Source organism: Rathayibacter tritici, assembly GCF_001641005.1.
In the GTDB taxonomy this organism is placed as follows: domain Bacteria; phylum Actinomycetota; class Actinomycetes; order Actinomycetales; family Microbacteriaceae; genus Rathayibacter; species Rathayibacter tritici.
On the sequence record NZ_CP015515.1, the window covers coordinates 1,882,314 to 1,901,281 of the forward strand.

Here is an 18,968-nt window from a genome sequence, read left to right on the forward strand (position 1 = left end):
CCCCACCCCTGGCGCCGACGAGGGAACCTCGGACCGTCGAGGGAGCCTGATGTGATGTCTCAGGACATGGGTGACGGTTGTGTCTCGGGACATGGGTGACGGTTGGTGTCTCGGGACATCGGTGACGGTGTGTGGGTGGCCATGAAGCCGCGGGGTTTGCCGTTGCCGATGTAGCGGGTGCCTTTGGGGGGTCGGGGGAAGGTCCCGAGGTGGGTGCCGTGGGCGTCGGTGACGGTGATGGCGTCGAGGTTCCAGGTGACGTGGACGGTCGTTCTGGCGTGGGCTTTGCCGATTTTGACGTGGGTGCTGGCCACTCCGATGACGCCGTTCGCGGTGACGGTTCTGGTCGCGGTTCCCGAGGTGTTCGTGAGCGGCTGGGGAAGGTCGGGGGCGGGAGCGGGTCGGGGCGGTTCGATGGGGTCGGTCGCGTTCCATGCCTGTTGCGGGGTGATCCGGCCGGGAAGGGCTTGGTGTCCGCGCTGGGTGTTGTAGATGTCATCGAACTCATCGACCTGCGTCTGTAGCTGGTCGAGGGTTGCGGCGAGGGGCTGTTTGTCGAGCCAACGGAACAGGGTCTGGTGGAAGCGTTCGTTCTTGCCCTGCGTGGTTGGTTTCCCGGGTTTCCCGGTGATCGCTTCGACGCCCAGCGCGGTGACGTAGTCGACGAGTTGGCCGCGGACGCCGCGCCGGGTCGGGTTCAGCGCGGCACCGTTATCGGAGAGGAGTTTCCGGGGTACTCCGCGCGCAGCGATCCCTTTGCGGACCACGGCCAGCGCGCCTTCCGTGGTTTCACCGGACGCGACGTGGGAGGCGACAGCGACGCGAGAGTGGTCATCGATGAGTTGGAAGATCACACACGTCCGGCCGCCCGTGAGCGCGTATTGGGTGGCGTCGAGTTGCCAGAGGCAGTTCGGCGCCGGATACACGAATCGGCGATACGCGGATCGGGGCTTCTTCTTCGGCTCGGGCACGATCACTCCGGCCGCCTGGAAGAGCCTGTCAAGTTGTGTGTGTAAGTGCGTGGTCCTCGGGGGTTTAGAGGTAGCGGTGGATTCGTTCGGGAAACGCGATCGAGAGCTGCTCGAGAGCCTTCTTCCAATTCGTGACGACTTGTCCTTCGACGAGGCGTCCCTCAGCTCGACGTTCGGCGGCGGGGCGTCCTCGGTCGCGGGCTCGGTCGCGGGCGCGTTTGTCTTCGATGTCGCAGATCGCGAGCCAGAGCAGCTTGATCACGGCCGCGTCGTTGGGGAAGTGTCCGCGGTTCTTCGTGACTTTGCGCAGCTGGAAGTTCAGCGACTCGATCGCGTTGGTCGTATAGATCACCCGGCGCACCGAGCGTGTCTGATGGTGTGTGTAAGGAGTGGGCCTCCTGATGGAAGGAATGACTCTGTTGGCTATCGATAGGGTGTCACGTGAAGCGCGGCGCAGGACCCAGGAGGCGGGCGCTGCGCGTTTGGTCGAGTCGGGCGTGATGGATGACCTGTTCGCGAAGATCGACGCGGGCGAGATCGAGTTGGAGGGCGCTGGAGGGCTGATCCAGCAGCTGATCAAGTCCGGGCTCGAGCGGGGGTTGCAGACGGAGCTGACCGAGCACGTCGGATACGAGAAGGGCGACCCGGACGCGGCGTTTCACGAGAACTCCCGGAACGGGTCGTTCCCGAAGACCGTCGCCACGAACGTCGGCGACGTTGAGCTGCGGATCCCGCGGGATCGCAAGGGAACGTTCACGCCTCGGCTGGTCCCGACGGGCAGCCGGCGGTTGTCGCAGTTGGACGAGATGATCGTGTCGCTGTATGCCGGTGGGATGACTGTCCGCGATATCGAGCATCACCTCGCCGCGACGGTGGGCACGGAGCTCTCGCGCGAGACGATCTCGAAGATCGTCGATGAGATCTCCGACGAGGTCCTCGCCTGGCAGTCGCGGCCGTTGGAGGCGTTCTATCCGGTGATCTACCTCGACGCTCTGATCGTGAAGGTCCGCGACGGCGGGCACGTGCGCAACAAGGCCGCGCACCTCGCGGTCGGCGTTGACATGGACGGCATCAAGCATGTTCTCGGGATCTGGGTCCAGCAGGCCGAGGGCGCGAAGTTCTGGGCGTCGGTCTGCGCGGAACTCGCGAACCGCGGCGTCCGTGACGTGCTCATCGTCTGCTGCGACGGGCTGACGGGGTTCCCGGAAGCGATCGAGGCGACCTGGCCGGACTCGATGGTCCAGACCTGCGTCGTGCACCTGATCCGCAATGCCGTGCGGTTCGTCGCCTACGGGCAGCGCAAGGCCGTCGCCGCCGCATTGAAGCCGGTCTATCAAGCGCCGACCGCGGACGCCGCCAGGACCGCGCTGGAGGCGTTCACGACGTCAGAGCTGGGGCGCGCGAACCCGCACGCGGCAGCGGTGTTCGAGAGCGCGTGGGAGCGGTTCACGCCGTTCCTCGCGTTCCCGCCCGAGGTGCGCCGGGTGATCTATACGACCAACGCGATCGAGTCGCTGAACTTCCAGCTGCGCAAAGTCACGAAGAACCGCGGACACTTCCCCAACGACGCGGCCGTGATCAAGCTGCTCTGGCTCGCGATCTGCGACATCGAAGACAAACGCGCCCGCGACCGAGCCCGCGACCGAGGACGCCCCGCCGCCGAACGTCGAGCTGAGGGACGCCTCGTCGAAGGACAAGTCGTCACGAATTGGAAGAAGGCTCTCGAGCAGCTCTCGATCGCGTTTCCCGAACGAATCCACCGCTACCTCTAAACCCCCGAGGACCACGCACTTACACACACAACTTGACAGGCTCGGCGCACCTCGGGCGGGAACGCGAGGAACGGCGTGAACCGCTCCCACGCGCTCTCGAACACCGCTGCCGCGTGCGGGTTCGCGCGCCCCAGCTCTGACGTCGTGAACGCCTCCAGCGCGGTCCTGGCGGCGTCCGCGGTCGGCGCTTGATAGACCGGCTTCAATGCGGCGGCGACGGCCTTGCGCTGCCCGTAGGCGACGAACCGCACGGCATTGCGGATCAGGTGCACGACGCAGGTCTGGACCATCGAGTCCGGCCAGGTCGCCTCGATCGCTTCCGGGAACCCCGTCAGCCCGTCGCAGCAGACGATGAGCACGTCACGGACGCCGCGGTTCGCGAGTTCCGCGCAGACCGACGCCCAGAACTTCGCGCCCTCGGCCTGCTGGACCCAGATCCCGAGAACATGCTTGATGCCGTCCATGTCAACGCCGACCGCGAGGTGCGCGGCCTTGTTGCGCACGTGCCCGCCGTCGCGGACCTTCACGATCAGAGCGTCGAGGTAGATCACCGGATAGAACGCCTCCAACGGCCGCGACTGCCAGGCGAGGACCTCGTCGGAGATCTCATCGACGATCTTCGAGATCGTCTCGCGCGAGAGCTCCGTGCCCACCGTCGCGGCGAGGTGATGCTCGATATCGCGGACAGTCATCCCACCGGCATACAGCGACACGATCATCTCGTCCAACTGCGACAACCGCCGGCTGCCCGTCGGGACCAGCCGAGGCGTGAACGTTCCCTTGCGATCCCGCGGGATCCGCAGCTCAACGTCGCCGACGTTCGTGGCGACGGTCTTCGGGAACGACCCGTTCCGGGAGTTCTCGTGAAACGCCGCGTCCGGGTCGCCCTTCTCGTATCCGACGTGCTCGGTCAGCTCCGTCTGCAACCCCCGCTCGAGCCCGGACTTGATCAGCTGCTGGATCAGCCCTCCAGCGCCCTCCAACTCGATCTCGCCCGCGTCGATCTTCGCGAACAGGTCATCCATCACGCCCGACTCGACCAAACGCGCAGCGCCCGCCTCCTGGGTCCTGCGCCGCGCTTCACGTGACACCCTATCGATAGCCAACAGAGTCATTCCTTCCATCAGGAGGCCCACTCCTTACACACACCATCAGACACGCTCGCCTGGAACGCTCGCGCGAGGGCTGCCCGCGACGGCGCTGCAAGACCCAGCTGCACCATCCGGTCGTGGACGCTGATCGGACCGTGGTCCAGCCCTGACTGCTCCAGCGATGCCCGCACGCGAATCGCTTGCTCGATCACAGCTTCCCCTGTTCTCGTGGGCGATGTCCGGGGTCGACGCGAGCGCGGGGCGAGCGCCTGGACCGGGCCCTCGTCCCGAGCATGCGCGCGGATCGCGTAAAACGATTTCCGGCTGATCCCGCACTCCGCGCAGAACGCTGTCACCGCGCCCCGCGGAGCGTCCTGTGGCCACTGAACGATAGCGAGACGAACGGACGAGGAGATCGGGGTGACAGCAGCCATCCCACGATCACGACCGAAAGAACCGTCACCACCAAATCCGCCAAACCGTCACCGATGTCCTGAGACAGAACCGTCACCCATGTCCCGAGACTTCACATCGAGGGAGCCTGATAGTGCAGGCTCCCTCGACGGGTCGGGGTTCCCTCGGTCAGGCGTCGAGCGAGAAGTCGGCGCCCAGCAGCTCGAGCTTGGTGAGGAAGTTCTCGTAGCCGCGGCTGATGATGCCGACGTTCGAGACCGTCGACGTGCCCTCGGCGGAGAGCGCGGCGATCAGGTGCGAGAAGCCGCCGCGCAGGTCCGGCACGACGATGTCGGCGCCGTGCAGCTTCGACGGGCCCGAGATCACGGCGGAGTGCATGAAGTTGCGCTGGCCGAAGCGACACGCCTGCCCACCGAGGCACTCGCGGTGGATCTGGATCGTCGCGCCCATCTCGACCAACGCGTCGACGAAGCCGAAGCGCTGCTCGTAGACGGTCTCGTGCACGATCGACACGCCCTTGGCCTTCGTCAGCGCCACGACCAGCGGCTGCTGCCAGTCGGTCATGAAGCCCGGGTGCACATCGGTCTCGATGATGACCGGCTTGAGCTCGCCGCCCGGGTGGTAGAAACGGATGCCGTCCTCGGCGATCTCGAATGCTCCGCCGACCTTGCGGAAGACGTTGAGGAACGTCGTCATCTCCTGCTGGCGGGCGCCGCCGACGAAGATGTCGCCGTCGGTCGCGAGTGCCGCAGCGGCCCAGGAGGCGGCCTCGTTGCGGTCGAAGAGCGCGCGGTGAGAGTAGCCGGTGAGCCGGTCCACGCCCTCGATGCGGATCACGCGGTCGGTGTCGACCGAGATGATGGCGCCCATCTTCTGCAGGATGTTGATCAGATCCATGATCTCGGGCTCGATCGCCGCGCCCGAGAGCTCGGTGATCCCGGAGGCGCGGACCGCGGTGAGCAGCACCTGCTCGGTCGCTCCGACGCTCGGGTAGGGCAGCGACACCTTCGCTCCGTGCAGGCCCTCAGGAGCCGACATCCGGATACCCGAGGGCAGTTTCTCGACGACCGCGCCGAAGTTGCGCAGCACCTCGAGGTGGTAGTCGATCGGGCGGTCACCGATGCGGCAGCCGCCGAGATCGGGAATGAACGCCTCGCCCAGGCGGTGCAACAGCGGGCCGCAGAAGAGGATCGGGATGCGACTGGAGCCAGCGTGCGCATCGATGTCAGCGAAGTGCGCGGACTCGACGTTGGAGGGGTCGAGGATCAGCTCGCCGACCTCGGCGCCCTGCTTCACCTTCACACCGTGCACCTCGAGGAGACCCTTCACGACGCGGACGTCGCTGATGTCGGGTACGTCCCGAAGTGTGGACGCGGTCTCACCGAGCAGCGCCGCGACCATCGCCTTCGTGACGAGGTTCTTCGCACCCTTGAGTTCGATGCGTCCCACCAGGGGACGACCGCCGTTGATGGTGAGCCGCTCGGTCGTCATTCCCACTCGGGCTCCCGCCGCCTTGGCGTCCTGAAGAAGTGTATTCACGCTATTTCACCGGCAATGTCTTGGGCCGCCAGCTCTCGCGGCGGGTCTCGAATTCGGAAATGAGCGCTTCGTCGCGCAGGGTCAGGCCGATGTCGTCCAGGCCCTCGATCAGGCGCCATCGAGTGTAGTCGTCGATCTCGAAGTCGAAGGTCTCGCCACCGGCGGTGACCGTACGCGCAACCAGATCCACCGTCGGTTCTATTCCCGGGGTGGCTTCAATGATCTCCCAGAGGCGCTCGACGTCGGGCTCGGACACCACCGCGGCGAGCAGCCCCTGCTTGCCGGCGTTGCCGCGGAAGATGTCGCCGAACCGGGGCGAGATCACGACTCGGAAGCCGAAGTCGCGTAGCGCCCAGACCGCGTGCTCGCGGCTGGAACCGGTGCCGAAGTCGGGGCCCGCGACGAGGATGCCCGCGCCGCGATAGCGCTCCTGATTGAGCACGAAATCCTCCTCCTGCCGCCAGCCGTGGAAGAGGGCGTCCTCGAAACCGGTCTTCGTGATGCGGCGCAGGTACACGCCGGGGAGGATCTGGTCGGTGTCGACGTTCGCGCGCTTCAGCGGCGCTGCGATCGCGGTCACGGTCTCGAACTTCTGCATGCTCACACTCCTGCGCTCTCGCGGACCGGGCCCAGGTCCGCTGGGCTGGAGAGGGTTCCGCGTACGGCGGTCGCCGCGGCGACCAGGGGCGAGACGAGGTGCGTCTTGGCGCCCTTGCCCTGGCGCCCCTCGAAGTTGCGGTTGGAGGTGGACGCGACGCGCTCCCCCTGGACGAGCTGGTCGGTGTTCATCCCGAGGCACATCGAGCAGCCGGCGAAGCGCCACTCCGCACCGAACGCGGTGACGATCCGGTCGATCCCCTCCGCCTCGGCCTCCAGGCGCACTCGGGCGGAGCCGGGAACGACCATCACGCGGACGCCGGGAGCCTTCGTGCGGCCCTGGACAATCGCGGCGAAGGCGCGCAAATCCTCGATACGGGAGTTGGTGCAGGAGCCCATGAAGACCACGTCGACCGGGATCTCCTTCATCGGCGTGCCGGGCGCCAGCGCCATGTACTCCAGCGCCCGCACAGCGCTGGTGCGCTCGTTCGGGTCGTCGATGGCCTCCGGGTCGGGCACCGTTTGCGAGAGCGAGACGCCCTGGCCGGGGTTGGTCCCCCAGGTGACGAACGGCTCGAGCGCATCGGCGTCGATCACGACCTCGGCGTCGAACACGGCGCCCTCGTCGCTCGGGAGCGTGCGCCAATAGGCGACCGCCGCATCCCAGTCCTCCCCCGCGGGGGCGTGCGGGCGGCCGCGCAGATAAGCGAACGTCGTCTCATCCGGAGCGACCATGCCGGCGCGGGCACCGGCCTCGATCGACATGTTGCAGATCGTCATCCGACCCTCCATCGAGAGCGCACGGATCGCGGAGCCGCGGTACTCCAGGATGTAGCCCTGCCCGCCACCGGTGCCGATACGGGCGATGACCGCGAGGATGATGTCCTTCGCCGTCACCCCCTCCTTCAGCGTTCCCTCGACGGTGATCGCCATCGTCTTGAAGCGCTGCAGCGGCAGGGTCTGCGTAGCCATCACGTGCTCGACCTCGCTGGTGCCGATGCCGAACGCGATCGCGCCGAACGCGCCGTGCGTCGAGGTGTGCGAATCGCCGCAGACGACCGTGACCCCGGGCATCGTCAGCCCGAGCTGGGGGCCGACGACGTGCACGATGCCCTGCTCGACGTCGCCGAGGGAGTGCAGGCGGACGCCGAACTCGTCGGCGTTGCGGCGCAGCGCATCGATCTGGGTGCGGCTGATCGGGTCCTCGATCGGGCGCCCGATCTCGAGGGTCGGGGTGTTGTGGTCCTCGGTGGCGATGGTGAGATCCGGGCGGCGCAGCGGGCGACCAGCCGCGCGGAGTCCGTCGAACGGCTGGGGGCTGGTCACCTCGTGCAGCAGGTGCAGGTCGATGTAGACCAGATCCGGTGCGCCGTTCTCGCCCTTGACGACGACGTGGTCGTCCCAGACTTTCTCGGCGAGGGTGCGGGGCTTCTCCGCGCGGGCGTCGGCGGCGCTCGATACGGGCGCGGCAGCGCCGGAGGTGCTCTCGATCATGACGGTTCCTTCTCCTCCTGGAGTCGCTACTCGGCCGGTCGAGGCACCGAGACGAGGGAGGCCGCTCAGATCGAGGCCTCGCCGCGGCACGGAAGGAGGTGCGGGCCGCTCAGCATGCAGAGACACTAGCACCGGACTCCCCCGCTTTCGGGGCGCCCGCGGCGCGTGGTAACGGGGCTCAGGCGCGGGGATCGAGCACTGCATCGACGACGAGGACCGTCACGTTGTCGCGACCCCCGGCGTCCACCGCGGCACGCACGAGCGTCTGCGCGAGGTCGGCGGAGTCACCGGAGTCGCGGCGCGCGAACAAGGCCGCGATCTGCTCGTCCGAGAGCTCCTTCGTGAGCCCGTCCGAACAGAGCAGGTAGCTGGCGCGGGATACCACCGGAAGTGTCCAGACGTCCGTCTCGACCTCGTCGTCGGCACCGAGGGCGCGGGTGACGATGTTGCGGTCAGGATGCGACTCCGCCGATTCGCGGGTGAGGAGACCGGCCGAGACGAGCTCCTGCACGGCCGAGTGGTCCACCGTCAGCTGCTGGAGCTCCGCGCCGTCCCAGCGGTAGACCCGCGAGTCGCCCACGTTGAACAGCGCCCAGCGCGCGGGGCCGGCGGGCTCGGGCAGCACGAGCATCAGCCCGGTCAGCGTCGTGCCGCAGAGCGCGCCGCCCACATCGAGCGACCGCACGGCCCCATTGGCGCCTTCCACCAGGTCGAAGACCGCGTCCACCGACCCGAGGCCCGCCGGCCGATTCTCGCGCAGCGCCTCGACCGCGGCGGCGCTGGCCAGGTCGCCACGCGCGTGCCCACCCATCCCGTCCGCGACCGCCAGGAGCAGATCCTCCGCGAGGAGGGCGTCCTCGTTGACTCGGCGGACAGCTCCGACATCGGTACTACTGCTGACGGTGAGCCGCAGCGCCCCCTGGGGCAGGTCGACCGTGGTCGTCGTCATCGCGGGATCACTTCTCCTCGGCGCTGGACCGGGCGTCGTCCGAGACGATCTCCGGGTGCCCGTTGTGCATCTGGATGTGGCGGTGCTCGCGGCGCATCGAGGCCAGGCTCGCCAGCGTCGCAACGGTCATGCTCAGCACGATGACCACGAGCGACGTGATCGTGTCGATGTCCCACACCGGCACGGGCTCGCCGCCGTTGATGAAGGGCAGATCATTCTCGTGCAGGGCGTGCAGCACGAGCTTCACGCCGATGAAGGCGAGGATGAACGCGATGCCGTACTTGAGGTACTCGAGCTTGTCGATCAGCCCGCCGAGCAGGAAGTAGAGCTGGCGGAGTCCCATCAGCGCGAAGACATTCGCGGTGAAGACGATGAAGGGGCTCTCGGTGATGCCGAAGATCGCCGGGATCGAATCGAGCGCGAAGAGCAGGTCGGTGGAACCGATCGCCAGGAAGACAATCAGCATCGGCGTGAAGAAGCGCGTGCCGTCGATGGTGGTGCGGATCTTCGAGTCGTCGAACGAGTCCGAGATCTTCACGCGGCGGCGCAGGAGCCGGATGAGCACATTGTCCGTGCCCTCGTTCTCGTCCTCCTTGCCGAACGCCTGATTCCAGGCGGTGTACACCAGGAACGCGCCGAAGAGGTAGAAGATCCAGCTGAAGCTCTCGATGAGCTGCGCGCCGAGCAGGATGAAGACCCCCCGGAAGATCAGCGCGATGATGATGCCCACCATCAGCACCTCCTGCTGCAGCTTCGCCGGCACCGCGAAGCGGCCCATGATGATCACGAAGACGAACAGGTTGTCCACCGAGAGGCTGTATTCCGTCAGCCAGCCCGCGACGAACTGACCGGCGAGCTCACCGCCGCCGAGGATGAGCATGAGCAGCGCGAACACGAGCGCCAGCGTGACGTAGAAGCCGACCCACAGGCCCGACTCCTTCAGGCTCGGTACGTGTGGGCGCTTGTACACCAGCAGCAGGTCGGCAGCGAGGATCAGGCTGAGAACGACGAACGAGCCGATCACGAACCAAACGGGCAGATCGAGCATGAAGGCCTTCCGAGTGGGTGAGTGTCCGGAAGTCTCTCCCCGGGGAGCGGACGGCCGTGCCGGTCCGCGTCACCCGTCCCACCCCCGGCGCCGCGCTGGGGCGGTGCGTACTGACGGGAGCGGGATGGTCGGGATACTCCCCTCCGCGGATGCGATCCTAGCGCCGATCGGCTCGGCCGCTGTCACGAAAGGTGCAGTCGGAGGGGGAGTTAAACGAGAAGAACCCCCGGTCAAACCGGAGGTTCTTGTCGTGCTGCCGTGGTGACCCCAGCGGGATTTGAACCCGCGTTACCGCCGTGAGAGGGCGACGTCCTAGGCCGCTAAACGATGGGGCCGCGTTTTTGCAACTCGAAGAGTGTCGCACATGGATCTGCGCCGGTGCAAATCGGGCGGCCCGTGCCTCCGGTCGGCGGCCGCGCAGGGCCTTGCCCGCCGCCCGCCGAAGCGGTTGGCTCGGAGCATGAGACTGACGAAGCTCGAGCACGCGAGCGTCCTGATCGAGCAGGACGGCGCCCGGCTCGTGATCGACCCCGGATCCTTCACGCGCCCCATCGAGGGGACCGCCAACACCGTCGCCGTGGTGCTCACGCACGAGCACGCCGACCACTGGACCCCGGAGCAGCTGCGGCGCCTGCGCGACGCGGCCCCGTCACTGCGGATCTTCGGGCCCGCCGGGGTCGCCGCCGCGGCCGAGGGCTTCGATGTCGAGACGGTCGCTGACGGCGATGTCGTGACAGTCGGCCCCTTCGAGCTGCGCTTCTGCGGCTCCCGGCACGCGGTGATCCACCGCAGCATTCCCGTCATCGACAACGTGGGCGTCCTGGTGAACGGACGCTTCTACTACGCCGGCGACTCGTTCACAGTGCCCCAGGGCGTGAACGTGGAAGTCCTCGCGGCTCCCTCGGGCGCTCCGTGGATGAAGATCGCCGAGGCAATGGACTACGTGCTCGCCATCGCTCCTCGGCACGCGTTCGCGACCCACGAGCAGGTGCTCTCGGAGGCGGGGCGTGCGCTCGGCCACGACCGGCTCGGCTGGGCCGTCCACGAGGGCGGCGGCGAGTACCACGCCCTCGAGCCGGGCGACGTGCTGGACCTCTGACGGCGGAACACGACCAGGATCACTCGCCCCAGCCGGGCGCCCGCTCCTCGCACCGGGATTCACCTGACCGGTGGAGCCGTCGCCGCCCGAGCACCAGAAAGAGCAGGGACAGGCCTAGAGCGAGGACGGCCGGCGGAACAGCGACGAGGAGCGCTGGGCCCAGCGCGACCGCCTGCAGGACGCTGCTCGCGCTCAGCCGCCCGTTGGACACCCCGACCACGAGCGCTATCGACGGCGACACCACGAGGAGAGTCGCCAGCCAGGCCGGAAGCAGGACGAGAGCCGAGGTCAGCGGCCGGGTCGACGTCGATCGTCGAAGCCCCAGCGCCGCACACGGAAGGACGAAGACGAGCGCCCCAGGAATGAGCCCGATCGCGGCGAAGAAGAGGAAGAGCGAGGCGAAACCGGGGGCTACGAGCGCAGCAAGTCCCGCCAGCGCCGACGTCACGCCGACGGGAACAAGGGAGACGGCGGCCGCCCATTCGAGAACGCGCAGCGCGTGGGGCACGAGGACCTCCTGGTCGACATGAGGAGCGCGTGCAGCTCCTCTCTCAACCGGGAGGCCCTCGCCCCGCTCCGGCGTCTCCAGCACGTCGTCACACTGCCATCGACGCCCCGGGGAGACGCAGCGAGCGGGTCAGTAGTACTCGCCCTGGCGGTAGTCCCAGGAGTTGAACTGCTCGGCGAGGTTCAGCATGATGCGCTCGTAGTCCAGGCCGCGGCGGATGAGCACGGGACCCGGGGTGATCGATCTCTCGCCGCCCTGCACGGGAATGAGGGCGCCCGAGGCGTCGACCATCGAGACCATGACGCCCTGCTCGTGGCGGGAGTCCTCGTCCTTGTCCGGCTGGATCGAGGCGACGTAGGAGTCGGCCGAGACGATAATGTCGGCCTCGTTCTCGATCCGCTCGCCGATGTTCGCGACGCGGCCGCGGTTGCCGACACCGGAGGGGTTGGCGGAGCTGGCGAAGGTGAGGGTGCGCTCGCGCTCCCACAGGGTGGAGACCAGCTGCTCGGCGGGGCGGCCGAAGCGGATGACGAAGCAGCTCGTGCCGCGTCCGTCGCGGACCAGTTCGCGGGCGTCCTCGTCGATCAGGTCGACGGCTTCGGCTTTCCAGGGCAGGATGCAGCCGAGCAGCACGTCCTGGTCCCAGTGCTTGCGGTAGAACGCGAGGACCTCGTCGTTGAGCTCGGCGAGCTCGGTGAGCTGCTCGATGCTCGCGCAGAGCACGACGCCCGGCTTGTTGCGATTGCGCTGCTTGGCCGAGAACTTGCGCTCCAGGCCCGCTCCGTCGGTCGTCATCAGGATGTAGCCGACCTTGGTCGCGCAGACGACCAGTCCACCGGGAGCGGAGAGCGCGTCGACCGCTTCCGCAGGAACCTGCTCACGCCATTCGATCACCGTCGTGCTCGTCATTCTGTCCCTTTCGTGGTGTCCAAGATGGGCGAGGCCCGGCCGAGCGGAAGCCTAGCGGATGGCCTCCCGTCGGCTGGAGCCGCGACGCCCTGCGCCGACGGGCGTGCACCGGGGAGGGTGCAGGAGGACTCCTCTCGGAGGGCATGGTCACTCCGCGTCCTCGGGAGCGGCCTTCGTCCCCTTCCTCCGCATCGAGAGTGCCCCGAGTGTCTGCGCGACGACCGCGAGGACGATGAGGACGACGAGAGTGGGCGCCGTGCCTCCCGTGAGAGGAACGAGGACCCCGGCGACGATAAGCAGGACCGCCTGGAGAATTCCCTGGTTCCGCTCCAGTCCACGCATCACCGTGACCCGAGCGCCATCGTCGACCCCGTTCATCGCGGGAGCGAGGGCGATCATCGTCGCGGGCCGAACGAAGCCGCCCGCGATCCCGAGAAGGGCAAGTCCTGCGATCGCGGCTCCCAGGACGCCGAGTGCGGTCAGGGCGAGCCCGATCACCTGAGTGAGCGCGGTGAGAAGGAACACCAGGGGCGTGCCTGCGACGAGCGGGGAGAGTCGGGCGGCGGCGAGGCCGGCCAGGGTGTACAGGCCCAGCACCACGCCGAACGCGGGGAGCGTCAGGCGCAGCTCCTGGAAGAGCAGCAGCGGCACGACGAAGGTGTAGGCGGCGAGCAGGACGGCGCGGTTCACGGAGTAATAGAGGGACCAGAAGCGCACTGCCGCGGGCAGCACGGCCGGTCGTGCGGTGTGCCTTCTCCCTGCTGCAGAAACCTGCGCGCCGAGCGGCAAGCGCGCGAGGAGCACCACGGCCAGCGCACCGCACGAGACCAGCGCACTGAGCAGGAACGGCAGCCGGTCCCAGAGCGCGAGTGAGGCGGCTCCGATCACTCCCGCACCACAGGAGGCGAGGAACATCCCGCTCTGCACCGCCGTCTCCTGTCGGCGCGCGTCGGCACCAGCCCGGAGGGAGGACGCCAGTGCGGCGTCGCGCCCCGCCGTCAGCGCGAAGCCGCAGCCGGCGAGCAGCTGACTGACCACGACGGCGACCGGGTCGGCGTCCAGCACGATCACCACGAGGCCCAGCGCCTTCACGCCCTCCCCGACGACGAGCGCACCCGACGAGGACAACCGGCGCGTGAGTGGCGAAAGCGGGCCGTCGGCGAGTGCCGCCACCACTCCGTAGAGCGCGAGGAGCAGCGCCACCGCCGGGATCGAATAGCCCCGCGCGAACAGGAAGACCGCGACCACAGGCAGGTGGAAGTAGGCGCGCGAGACGATCCGGTACACGGTGATCAGCGCGGCGGCGCTGCGCCCGCGCACGAGGTCCGTGCGTTGACCCTCAGGCAAGGGCGGGCACGACGACGCGCAGAGCCTCGGCGCCGAGATCACCCTGCCGCACGATGGACGCGCCGCCCACGAGGGAGATGATCGTGCTGCTCATTGTGGAGTCTGGCGCGGTGTCACTCCGGATGAGGTAGTCGCTGTCGCCGCCGAGATGCTCCGCAGCGAGGTCGACGTCGACAAGGCCGGAGGACACCGTGCCGCTGATGTTGGCCGACGTCGCCGCGAGCGGTAGCCCCGCGAAGATCGAGAGAAGGTTGATCGGGGCGCTGAGGTTGTGCACGACCGACACCGTGTCGTGACCCGAGGTCACCCAGTCCGGGACGACGGGCTTGCGGCGCAGGATCACGTTGAGGGGACCGGGCCAGAAGGCTGCGACGACGGCGTCCATGTCGGCTGTCTCCGGAGCGAAAGCCCACGTTGCCCAGTCGCGGGGGGTGGAGACGAAGAGCGTGAGCGGTTTCGCGCCGTCGCGCTTCTTCATGTCGTAGAGGCGGGTGCAGGCGCTGCGTGAGAACGGGCTGGCGAACACCCCGTAGTTGGTGTCCGTCTGCGCGATGACCGTCGCGCCTTCCCGGAGCTCCTGCCCGACTCGCCGAAGCTCGTCGAGGTCGCTCGCGTCGATGATCTGTGCCGTCATAGGCGGTGCTCCTGCTCGTCTCGGTCGCGCCCCGCAGGGAGAGCGGGACAGGAATCTGAGGAAACCTCCCCCAACGGCTGACGGTAGCACGAGCGGACCTGCGGCGCCGAAGTAGGCTGGCCCGGTGACGACGACCGCGCTCGAGCGCTTCCAGGCCCTACTGCGCGTCGACACCGTGTCCCACGCGGACGAGACGGCCACGGACTGGAGCCGCTTCGACGCGTTCCGCGAGCTCGTCGCCGAGCTCTACCCGGCGCTGCACGCGGCGCTGGAGTTCGAGACCGTCGCCGGGCACTCCCTCCTCTGGCGCTGGCGCGGCGAGGAGCCGGGCGAGCCGGCCGTGCTGATGGCGCACTACGACGTGGTCAGTGTCACGGCGTCGGAGTGGTCGCACGACCCGTTCGCCGCCGAGACCGTCGTCGGCACCGACGGGCGCACCTCCGTGGTGGGCCGCGGCGCCCTCGACGACAAGGGCTCCCTCGTCGCCCTCCTCGAGGCGGTGGAGGCCTCCGTCCTGCGCGGCGAGCGACCCCGGAACGACGTGTACCTCCTCTCCACCCACAACGAGGAGACCGCCGGCGACGGCGCCCCCTCGGTCGTGACCCTGCTGGGCGCGCGCGGCATCCGGCCCCGCCTGGTGCTCGACGAGGGCGGCACGGTGCGGCGCGGCATCCTGCCCGGCGTGACCACTCCGATCGCCGTCATCGGCGTCACCGAGCGCGGGATCATGAACCTCGAGCTGACCTGCCGCGACGTCGGCGGCCACGCCTCCGCTCCGCCGCCCCCGCCCGGCCTGCTCGCGACCCAGCGGCTCGCCCGCGCGATCCACCGCCTGACCGAGAACCCGTTCCCCTCCACCCTCCCCGAACCGATCGCCGAGCTGGTGCGCGCCGCCGCCGACCACGCGGACGCGGCCCACGCTGTCTGGTACGCGCGCCCGCATGAGCATCCGGAGGCCGTCATCGGTGCGCTCGCCGCCCACTCCAACCGCGCGGCCGCGATGCTGCGGACGACCGTGGCGATCACCGAGCTGCGCGGCAGCACCGGCGCGAACGTCCTCGCCTCCACCGCCAGCGCCACCGCGAACGTCCGGATCAACCCGGGCGGCACCGTCGCGGGCGTGGTCGACCGCATCCGCGCCGTCATCGACGACCCCGCGGTCGAGATCGAGGTCAAGGTCGCGCACGAGCCCTCCCCTGTCTCCCCCACCGGCGAGCCCGGCGACGGCGGACCGTACGACCTGCTCCGTGCCGTCGTGCAGGAGTCGTTCCCGGAGGCGGTCGTCGCGCCCTACGTACAGACCGGCGGCAGCGACGCGCGGCACTTCCACGCGATCAGCGACCACGTGTACCGCTTCATCCCGTTCGAGATCAGCCCGCGACAGCAGCTCGGGATCCACGGGGCCGACGAGTCGGTCGAGGTCGACCAGTTCGAGCGCGCGATCGGTTTCTATGCGCGGCTGCTCGCGCGACTCTGAGGGTGCCGGCGGCGTCCGAGGTGCGGGCGGCGTCCCGGGTCCCGACGGAGGCGAGGAACGTGGGAGAAGCGTTCGATGACGCGCCAATCGGTGTTGGCCGCGTGTTCACCCCGCGATGATGGACTGGTTCCAGCGGGGCCGCCTCCGCTGAGACAGTGCGCAAGTGCCGACGCCGGGTCGCGTGATCCGGCTCCCGCCGATCGTGGAACCCGAGGATCATGTCCCTCCGCCAGGCCGAGTACCCCCGGCCCCACCACTTCATCCTTCACCTGAGCGACACCCACTTCATTGCCGGAGACGGCGGCCTGTACGGCTCCGACGTCGACAGCGAGGCCCAACTGCGGCTCCTGTTCGATGAGCTGGAGAACTCCGGCGGACGCCCCGAGGCGATCGTCATCACGGGCGACCTGGCCGACAAGGGCGAGTCGGCGGCGTACGCGAAGCTGCGCGCGGTCGTCGAGCCCGCGGCCGCTCGCCTCGGCGCCGAGGTGATCTGGGTAATGGGCAACCACGACGACCGCGGCGCATTCCGCTCGGGGCTGCTCGACCAGCTCCCGACCACGCAGCCGGTCGACCGGGTGCACGACGTGAACGGCCTGCGGATCATCGCACTCGACTCGACCGTTCCCGGTGCCCACTACGGCGCCATCTCCGGCGCGCAACTCGACTGGCTCGCGGAGGAGCTCTCCAGCCCGGCCCCGCACGGCACGATCCTGGCGCTGCACCACCCGCCGGTGCCGAGCGTTCTGGACCTGTCGGTGCTCGTGGAGCTGCGCGACCAGTCCGCGCTCGCGGAGGTGCTCGAGGGCTCCGACGTCCGCAGCATCATCGCGGGACACTTGCACTACTCCTCGACCGCGATGTTCGCCGGCATCCCCGTCTCGGTCGCCTCGGCCACCTGCTACACGCAGGACCTGAATGTGCCGGTCGGAGCGACGCGCGCCCGCAACGGGGCGCAGGCCTTCAACCTGGTCCACGTCTACGACGGCACGGTGCTGCACTCGGTGGTGCCGATCGGGGCCTCGACCGAGGTGTCCTACGTCTCGGCGGTCGAGACGCAGCGGATCCTCGCGGACCACGGCGTCGAGATCGCGGCGGCGGCGACGGCTCCGGTGACGCGCGACGTCGCGCTGTACCCGCCGCTCGCGGAGCCTGTGGGCGTCAGCGCATAGGGGGCCCGTCGTGCGATTTGCAGGGGCCGGTCCGGTCTGCAGGGCCCCGTCCGATTCGCAGGGCCCCGTCCGATTCGCAGGGCCCCGTCCGATTCGCAGGGCCCCGTCCGATAAGCAGGGGATACATCCTAGAGAGCGCTCTCGTCCGCTCTGGAGCAGCTCGGCCGTCGAGATCTCCTGCACATCGCACGGCTGCCTGCACACCGTGCTGTCCCGCGGGGAAGCGTGCGATGAGCAGGGGACCGTGCCATGAGCAGGGGATCCCTCTCGGAGAGCGCTCTCGTCCGCATGAAGAGGGCACGGCGGTCCAGATCCCCTGCACATCGGACGAGGGCCTGCACATCGAACGAAGGCCTGCACACCGGACGAGGGCCTGCACATCGCGCGGCGCGGCGCGCGCTCAGTCCTCGCGCTCCCAGGGGGCCGGGATCGGGTAGTACTCCTCGAGGAAGCCGATCACGGCCTTGGTGCGCGCCTCCGCCGAGATCTCGGGGAAGCTGCCGTCGTTGAGGCAGAAGAAGTCGACTCCGCGATTCTTCAGGAGCTTGCGCATGTCTTTCAGGCCCTGGTGCATCGTCGTGTCGACGTACTTCACTGCGGCGTTCTCCTGCACGACCGCCCGCCCGGTCATCAGCGCGTAGTAGTGGTAGAGCGAGTTCGTGACGGAGACGTCGCTCGCCGAGCGGAAGCGGCTGGCGGCGGTTGCGGTGAACTCCGGCTCGAACTCTGTCTCCAGCTCGGCCATCACGCTCTTGCGGAGCGGAGTGGCGGCGTGCTCGAGGTGGCGCGTCGTCATTGCCCCGAAGCGCTCGCGCAGCAGGCGCCGGTTGACGCGGGCCGCGTTCTCGAAGCCGCTGCGCGAGGCGTTGGAATCGCCCATGCCGATGCGCGTGGTCGCCTCGATGAACTTGGTGATGCCTCCGGGCGAAAAGAAGATCGACGGATCGACCGGGCGCCCGAAGAACATGTCGTCGTTGGAGTAGAGAAAGTGTTCGGCCAGGCCCGGGATGCGGTGCAGCTGGCTTTCGACCGCGTGGGAGTTGTGGGTGGGCAGCACCGAGAGGTCGCGGAAGTGGTCCTCGCTGCGCACGAGCGTCACGTCGGGGTGCTCGTCGAGCCAGCGCGGACGCGGGGAGTCGGTGACGATGTAGATGTGCCGGATCCACGGCGCGTACATGTAGACGCTGCGCAGGGCGTACTTCAGCTCATCGATCTGGCGGAAGCGCGCGGGGGCGTCGTCGCCCTCGCCCACCACGTAACTGGACATCCGGGCCGCGCGGGCGCGCTGGAACTCGAGATCGGTGCCGTCCACCCACGAGAAGACGATGTCGACCTCGAAGCGGATGTCGCTCACCAGCGGCTCGAACATGCCCTCGAAGGTCGGCCAGGTGCGGCCGTACGCTTCAACGTGCGCGTCGATTGCCTCGGCGACGGGGAGGCTGTTGCGCATCAGCGCGTTCTCGGCGGGAGTGATGATTTCCTCCTCGCCGACCTTCCACAGCTCCAGGCGGACGCCGCTCCTGGCGCCGTAGCGCAGCGATCCGGTGGAGGAGACGCGCGGACGGAACAGCTTGAAGACGGCGGCGCGCGGGTACGGAGCGAGAACTCCCTCGGCCAGCAGCTGCGGCGGGGTTCCGCGTTTGTCGACGGTCTTCGCGTAAAAGGGCTCGGTGGCGAACGCGCGAGCCAGCAGGGTCGCCAGCTCGGCGCCGAGCACGCGGTCGACCGCGAGGAACGGCGAGCCGTCGGTGCCGCGGATGAGGCGGTAGGGGAATTCGGCGGCGTCGAGGACCTCGCCGATCGCGATCAGGTCCTCGGTCCAGGCCGCGCGCGGCGTCGTACTCGAGTTCACCAGCGAGAACAGGCCGGCGTGGACCACGACATCGTCGCGGTCGAAGTGGCGCGGGCGCAGGAGTGGTGACGGAAGAGCACGGACGGAAGGCATGA

Annotated in this window: 15 protein-coding genes, 1 tRNA gene and 3 pseudogenes; 4 read left to right on the forward strand and 15 right to left on the reverse strand. The window is 68.5% G+C overall.

Features of this window, described 5'->3' with window-relative positions:
- Nucleotides 1–59: 59 nt before the first annotated feature.
- Together A6122_RS16510 and A6122_RS08610 are read right to left on the reverse strand one after the other, a co-directional pair.
- Nucleotides 60–971 carry an integrase core domain-containing protein gene (locus tag A6122_RS16510; protein WP_472511563.1) on the reverse strand — a complete coding sequence of 304 codons (912 nt, stop codon included), beginning with the start codon at nt 969–971 and terminating at the stop codon, nt 60–62.
- A 64-nt stretch (nt 972–1,035) separates the two neighbouring features.
- Nucleotides 1,036–1,332 (reverse strand): annotated as a pseudogene (locus A6122_RS08610) (transposase); the annotation flags it as partial.
- Between the two features lie 139 nt (nt 1,333–1,471).
- Here A6122_RS08610 and A6122_RS08615 point away from each other — a divergent pair.
- The gene (locus tag A6122_RS08615; RefSeq protein WP_418320007.1) at nt 1,472–2,743 is read left to right on the forward strand and encodes an IS256 family transposase; all 1,272 of its coding nucleotides are present in this window, start codon (nt 1,472–1,474) and stop codon (nt 2,741–2,743) included.
- Nucleotides 2,744–2,784: 41 nt separating this feature from the next.
- Here the strand turns inward: A6122_RS08615 and A6122_RS08620 are convergent.
- The 8 genes and pseudogenes from A6122_RS08620 to A6122_RS08655 all read right to left on the reverse strand — a co-directional run.
- A pseudogene (locus A6122_RS08620) lies at nt 2,785–3,768 on the reverse strand (IS256 family transposase); the annotation flags it as partial.
- Between the two features lie 143 nt (nt 3,769–3,911).
- Nucleotides 3,912–4,268 (reverse strand): annotated as a pseudogene (locus A6122_RS17300) (helix-turn-helix domain-containing protein); the annotation flags it as partial.
- Nucleotides 4,269–4,416: 148 nt separating this feature from the next.
- Nucleotides 4,417–5,787, reverse strand: coding sequence for a UDP-N-acetylglucosamine 1-carboxyvinyltransferase (gene murA, locus A6122_RS08630; RefSeq protein WP_084415902.1), 1,371 nt, complete (start codon nt 5,785–5,787; stop codon nt 4,417–4,419).
- 1 nt (nt 5,788) lies between these two features.
- Nucleotides 5,789–6,385, reverse strand: a complete 597-nt coding sequence (leuD, locus tag A6122_RS08635) for a 3-isopropylmalate dehydratase small subunit (RefSeq protein ID WP_068253841.1) — start codon at nt 6,383–6,385, stop codon at nt 5,789–5,791.
- A 2-nt stretch (nt 6,386–6,387) separates the two neighbouring features.
- Complete coding sequence (gene leuC, locus A6122_RS08640; protein WP_068253844.1) at nt 6,388–7,878, reverse strand: 3-isopropylmalate dehydratase large subunit; 1,491 nt, start codon at nt 7,876–7,878, stop codon at nt 6,388–6,390.
- A 178-nt stretch (nt 7,879–8,056) separates the two neighbouring features.
- A complete protein-coding gene (locus A6122_RS08645) occupies nt 8,057–8,827 on the reverse strand; it encodes a PP2C family protein-serine/threonine phosphatase (RefSeq protein ID WP_068253847.1) in 771 nt (256 codons plus the stop codon).
- Nucleotides 8,828–8,834: 7 nt separating this feature from the next.
- The gene (locus A6122_RS08650) at nt 8,835–9,875 is read right to left on the reverse strand and encodes a TerC family protein (protein ID WP_084415903.1); all 1,041 of its coding nucleotides are present in this window, start codon (nt 9,873–9,875) and stop codon (nt 8,835–8,837) included.
- A gap of 259 nt (nt 9,876–10,134) precedes the next feature.
- A tRNA-Glu gene (locus tag A6122_RS08655) sits at nt 10,135–10,210 on the reverse strand.
- 125 nt (nt 10,211–10,335) lie between these two features.
- Here A6122_RS08655 and A6122_RS08660 point away from each other — a divergent pair.
- Nucleotides 10,336–10,974, forward strand: coding sequence for an MBL fold metallo-hydrolase (locus A6122_RS08660; RefSeq protein WP_068253850.1), 639 nt, complete (start codon nt 10,336–10,338; stop codon nt 10,972–10,974).
- 19 nt (nt 10,975–10,993) lie between these two features.
- Here A6122_RS08660 and A6122_RS08665 read toward each other — a convergent pair whose 3' ends face one another.
- From A6122_RS08665 to A6122_RS08680, 4 genes are all read right to left on the reverse strand, one after another.
- Nucleotides 10,994–11,482 carry a hypothetical protein gene (locus A6122_RS08665; protein WP_068253853.1) on the reverse strand — a complete coding sequence of 163 codons (489 nt, stop codon included), beginning with the start codon at nt 11,480–11,482 and terminating at the stop codon, nt 10,994–10,996.
- Nucleotides 11,483–11,611: 129 nt separating this feature from the next.
- The gene (locus A6122_RS08670) at nt 11,612–12,391 is read right to left on the reverse strand and encodes an L-threonylcarbamoyladenylate synthase (protein WP_068253856.1); all 780 of its coding nucleotides are present in this window, start codon (nt 12,389–12,391) and stop codon (nt 11,612–11,614) included.
- Nucleotides 12,392–12,538: 147 nt separating this feature from the next.
- Nucleotides 12,539–13,711, reverse strand: a complete 1,173-nt coding sequence (locus tag A6122_RS08675) for an MFS transporter (protein ID WP_068253860.1) — start codon at nt 13,709–13,711, stop codon at nt 12,539–12,541.
- A 19-nt stretch (nt 13,712–13,730) separates the two neighbouring features.
- Nucleotides 13,731–14,372, reverse strand: a complete 642-nt coding sequence (locus tag A6122_RS08680) for an L-threonylcarbamoyladenylate synthase (RefSeq protein ID WP_068253863.1) — start codon at nt 14,370–14,372, stop codon at nt 13,731–13,733.
- A gap of 124 nt (nt 14,373–14,496) precedes the next feature.
- Here A6122_RS08680 and A6122_RS08685 point away from each other — a divergent pair, with 124 nt between their 5' ends.
- A complete protein-coding gene (locus A6122_RS08685; protein ID WP_068253866.1) occupies nt 14,497–15,849 on the forward strand; it encodes a M20/M25/M40 family metallo-hydrolase in 1,353 nt (450 codons plus the stop codon).
- A gap of 218 nt (nt 15,850–16,067) precedes the next feature.
- Nucleotides 16,068–17,021: a phosphodiesterase gene (locus A6122_RS08690; protein WP_068253869.1), complete on the forward strand. Its 954-nt coding sequence runs from the start codon at nt 16,068–16,070 to the stop codon at nt 17,019–17,021.
- A 400-nt stretch (nt 17,022–17,421) separates the two neighbouring features.
- Here A6122_RS08690 and A6122_RS08695 read toward each other — a convergent pair whose 3' ends face one another.
- Nucleotides 17,422–18,966: a stealth family protein gene (locus A6122_RS08695; protein WP_068253872.1), complete on the reverse strand. Its 1,545-nt coding sequence runs from the start codon at nt 18,964–18,966 to the stop codon at nt 17,422–17,424.
- Nucleotides 18,967–18,968: the final 2 nt, after the last annotated feature.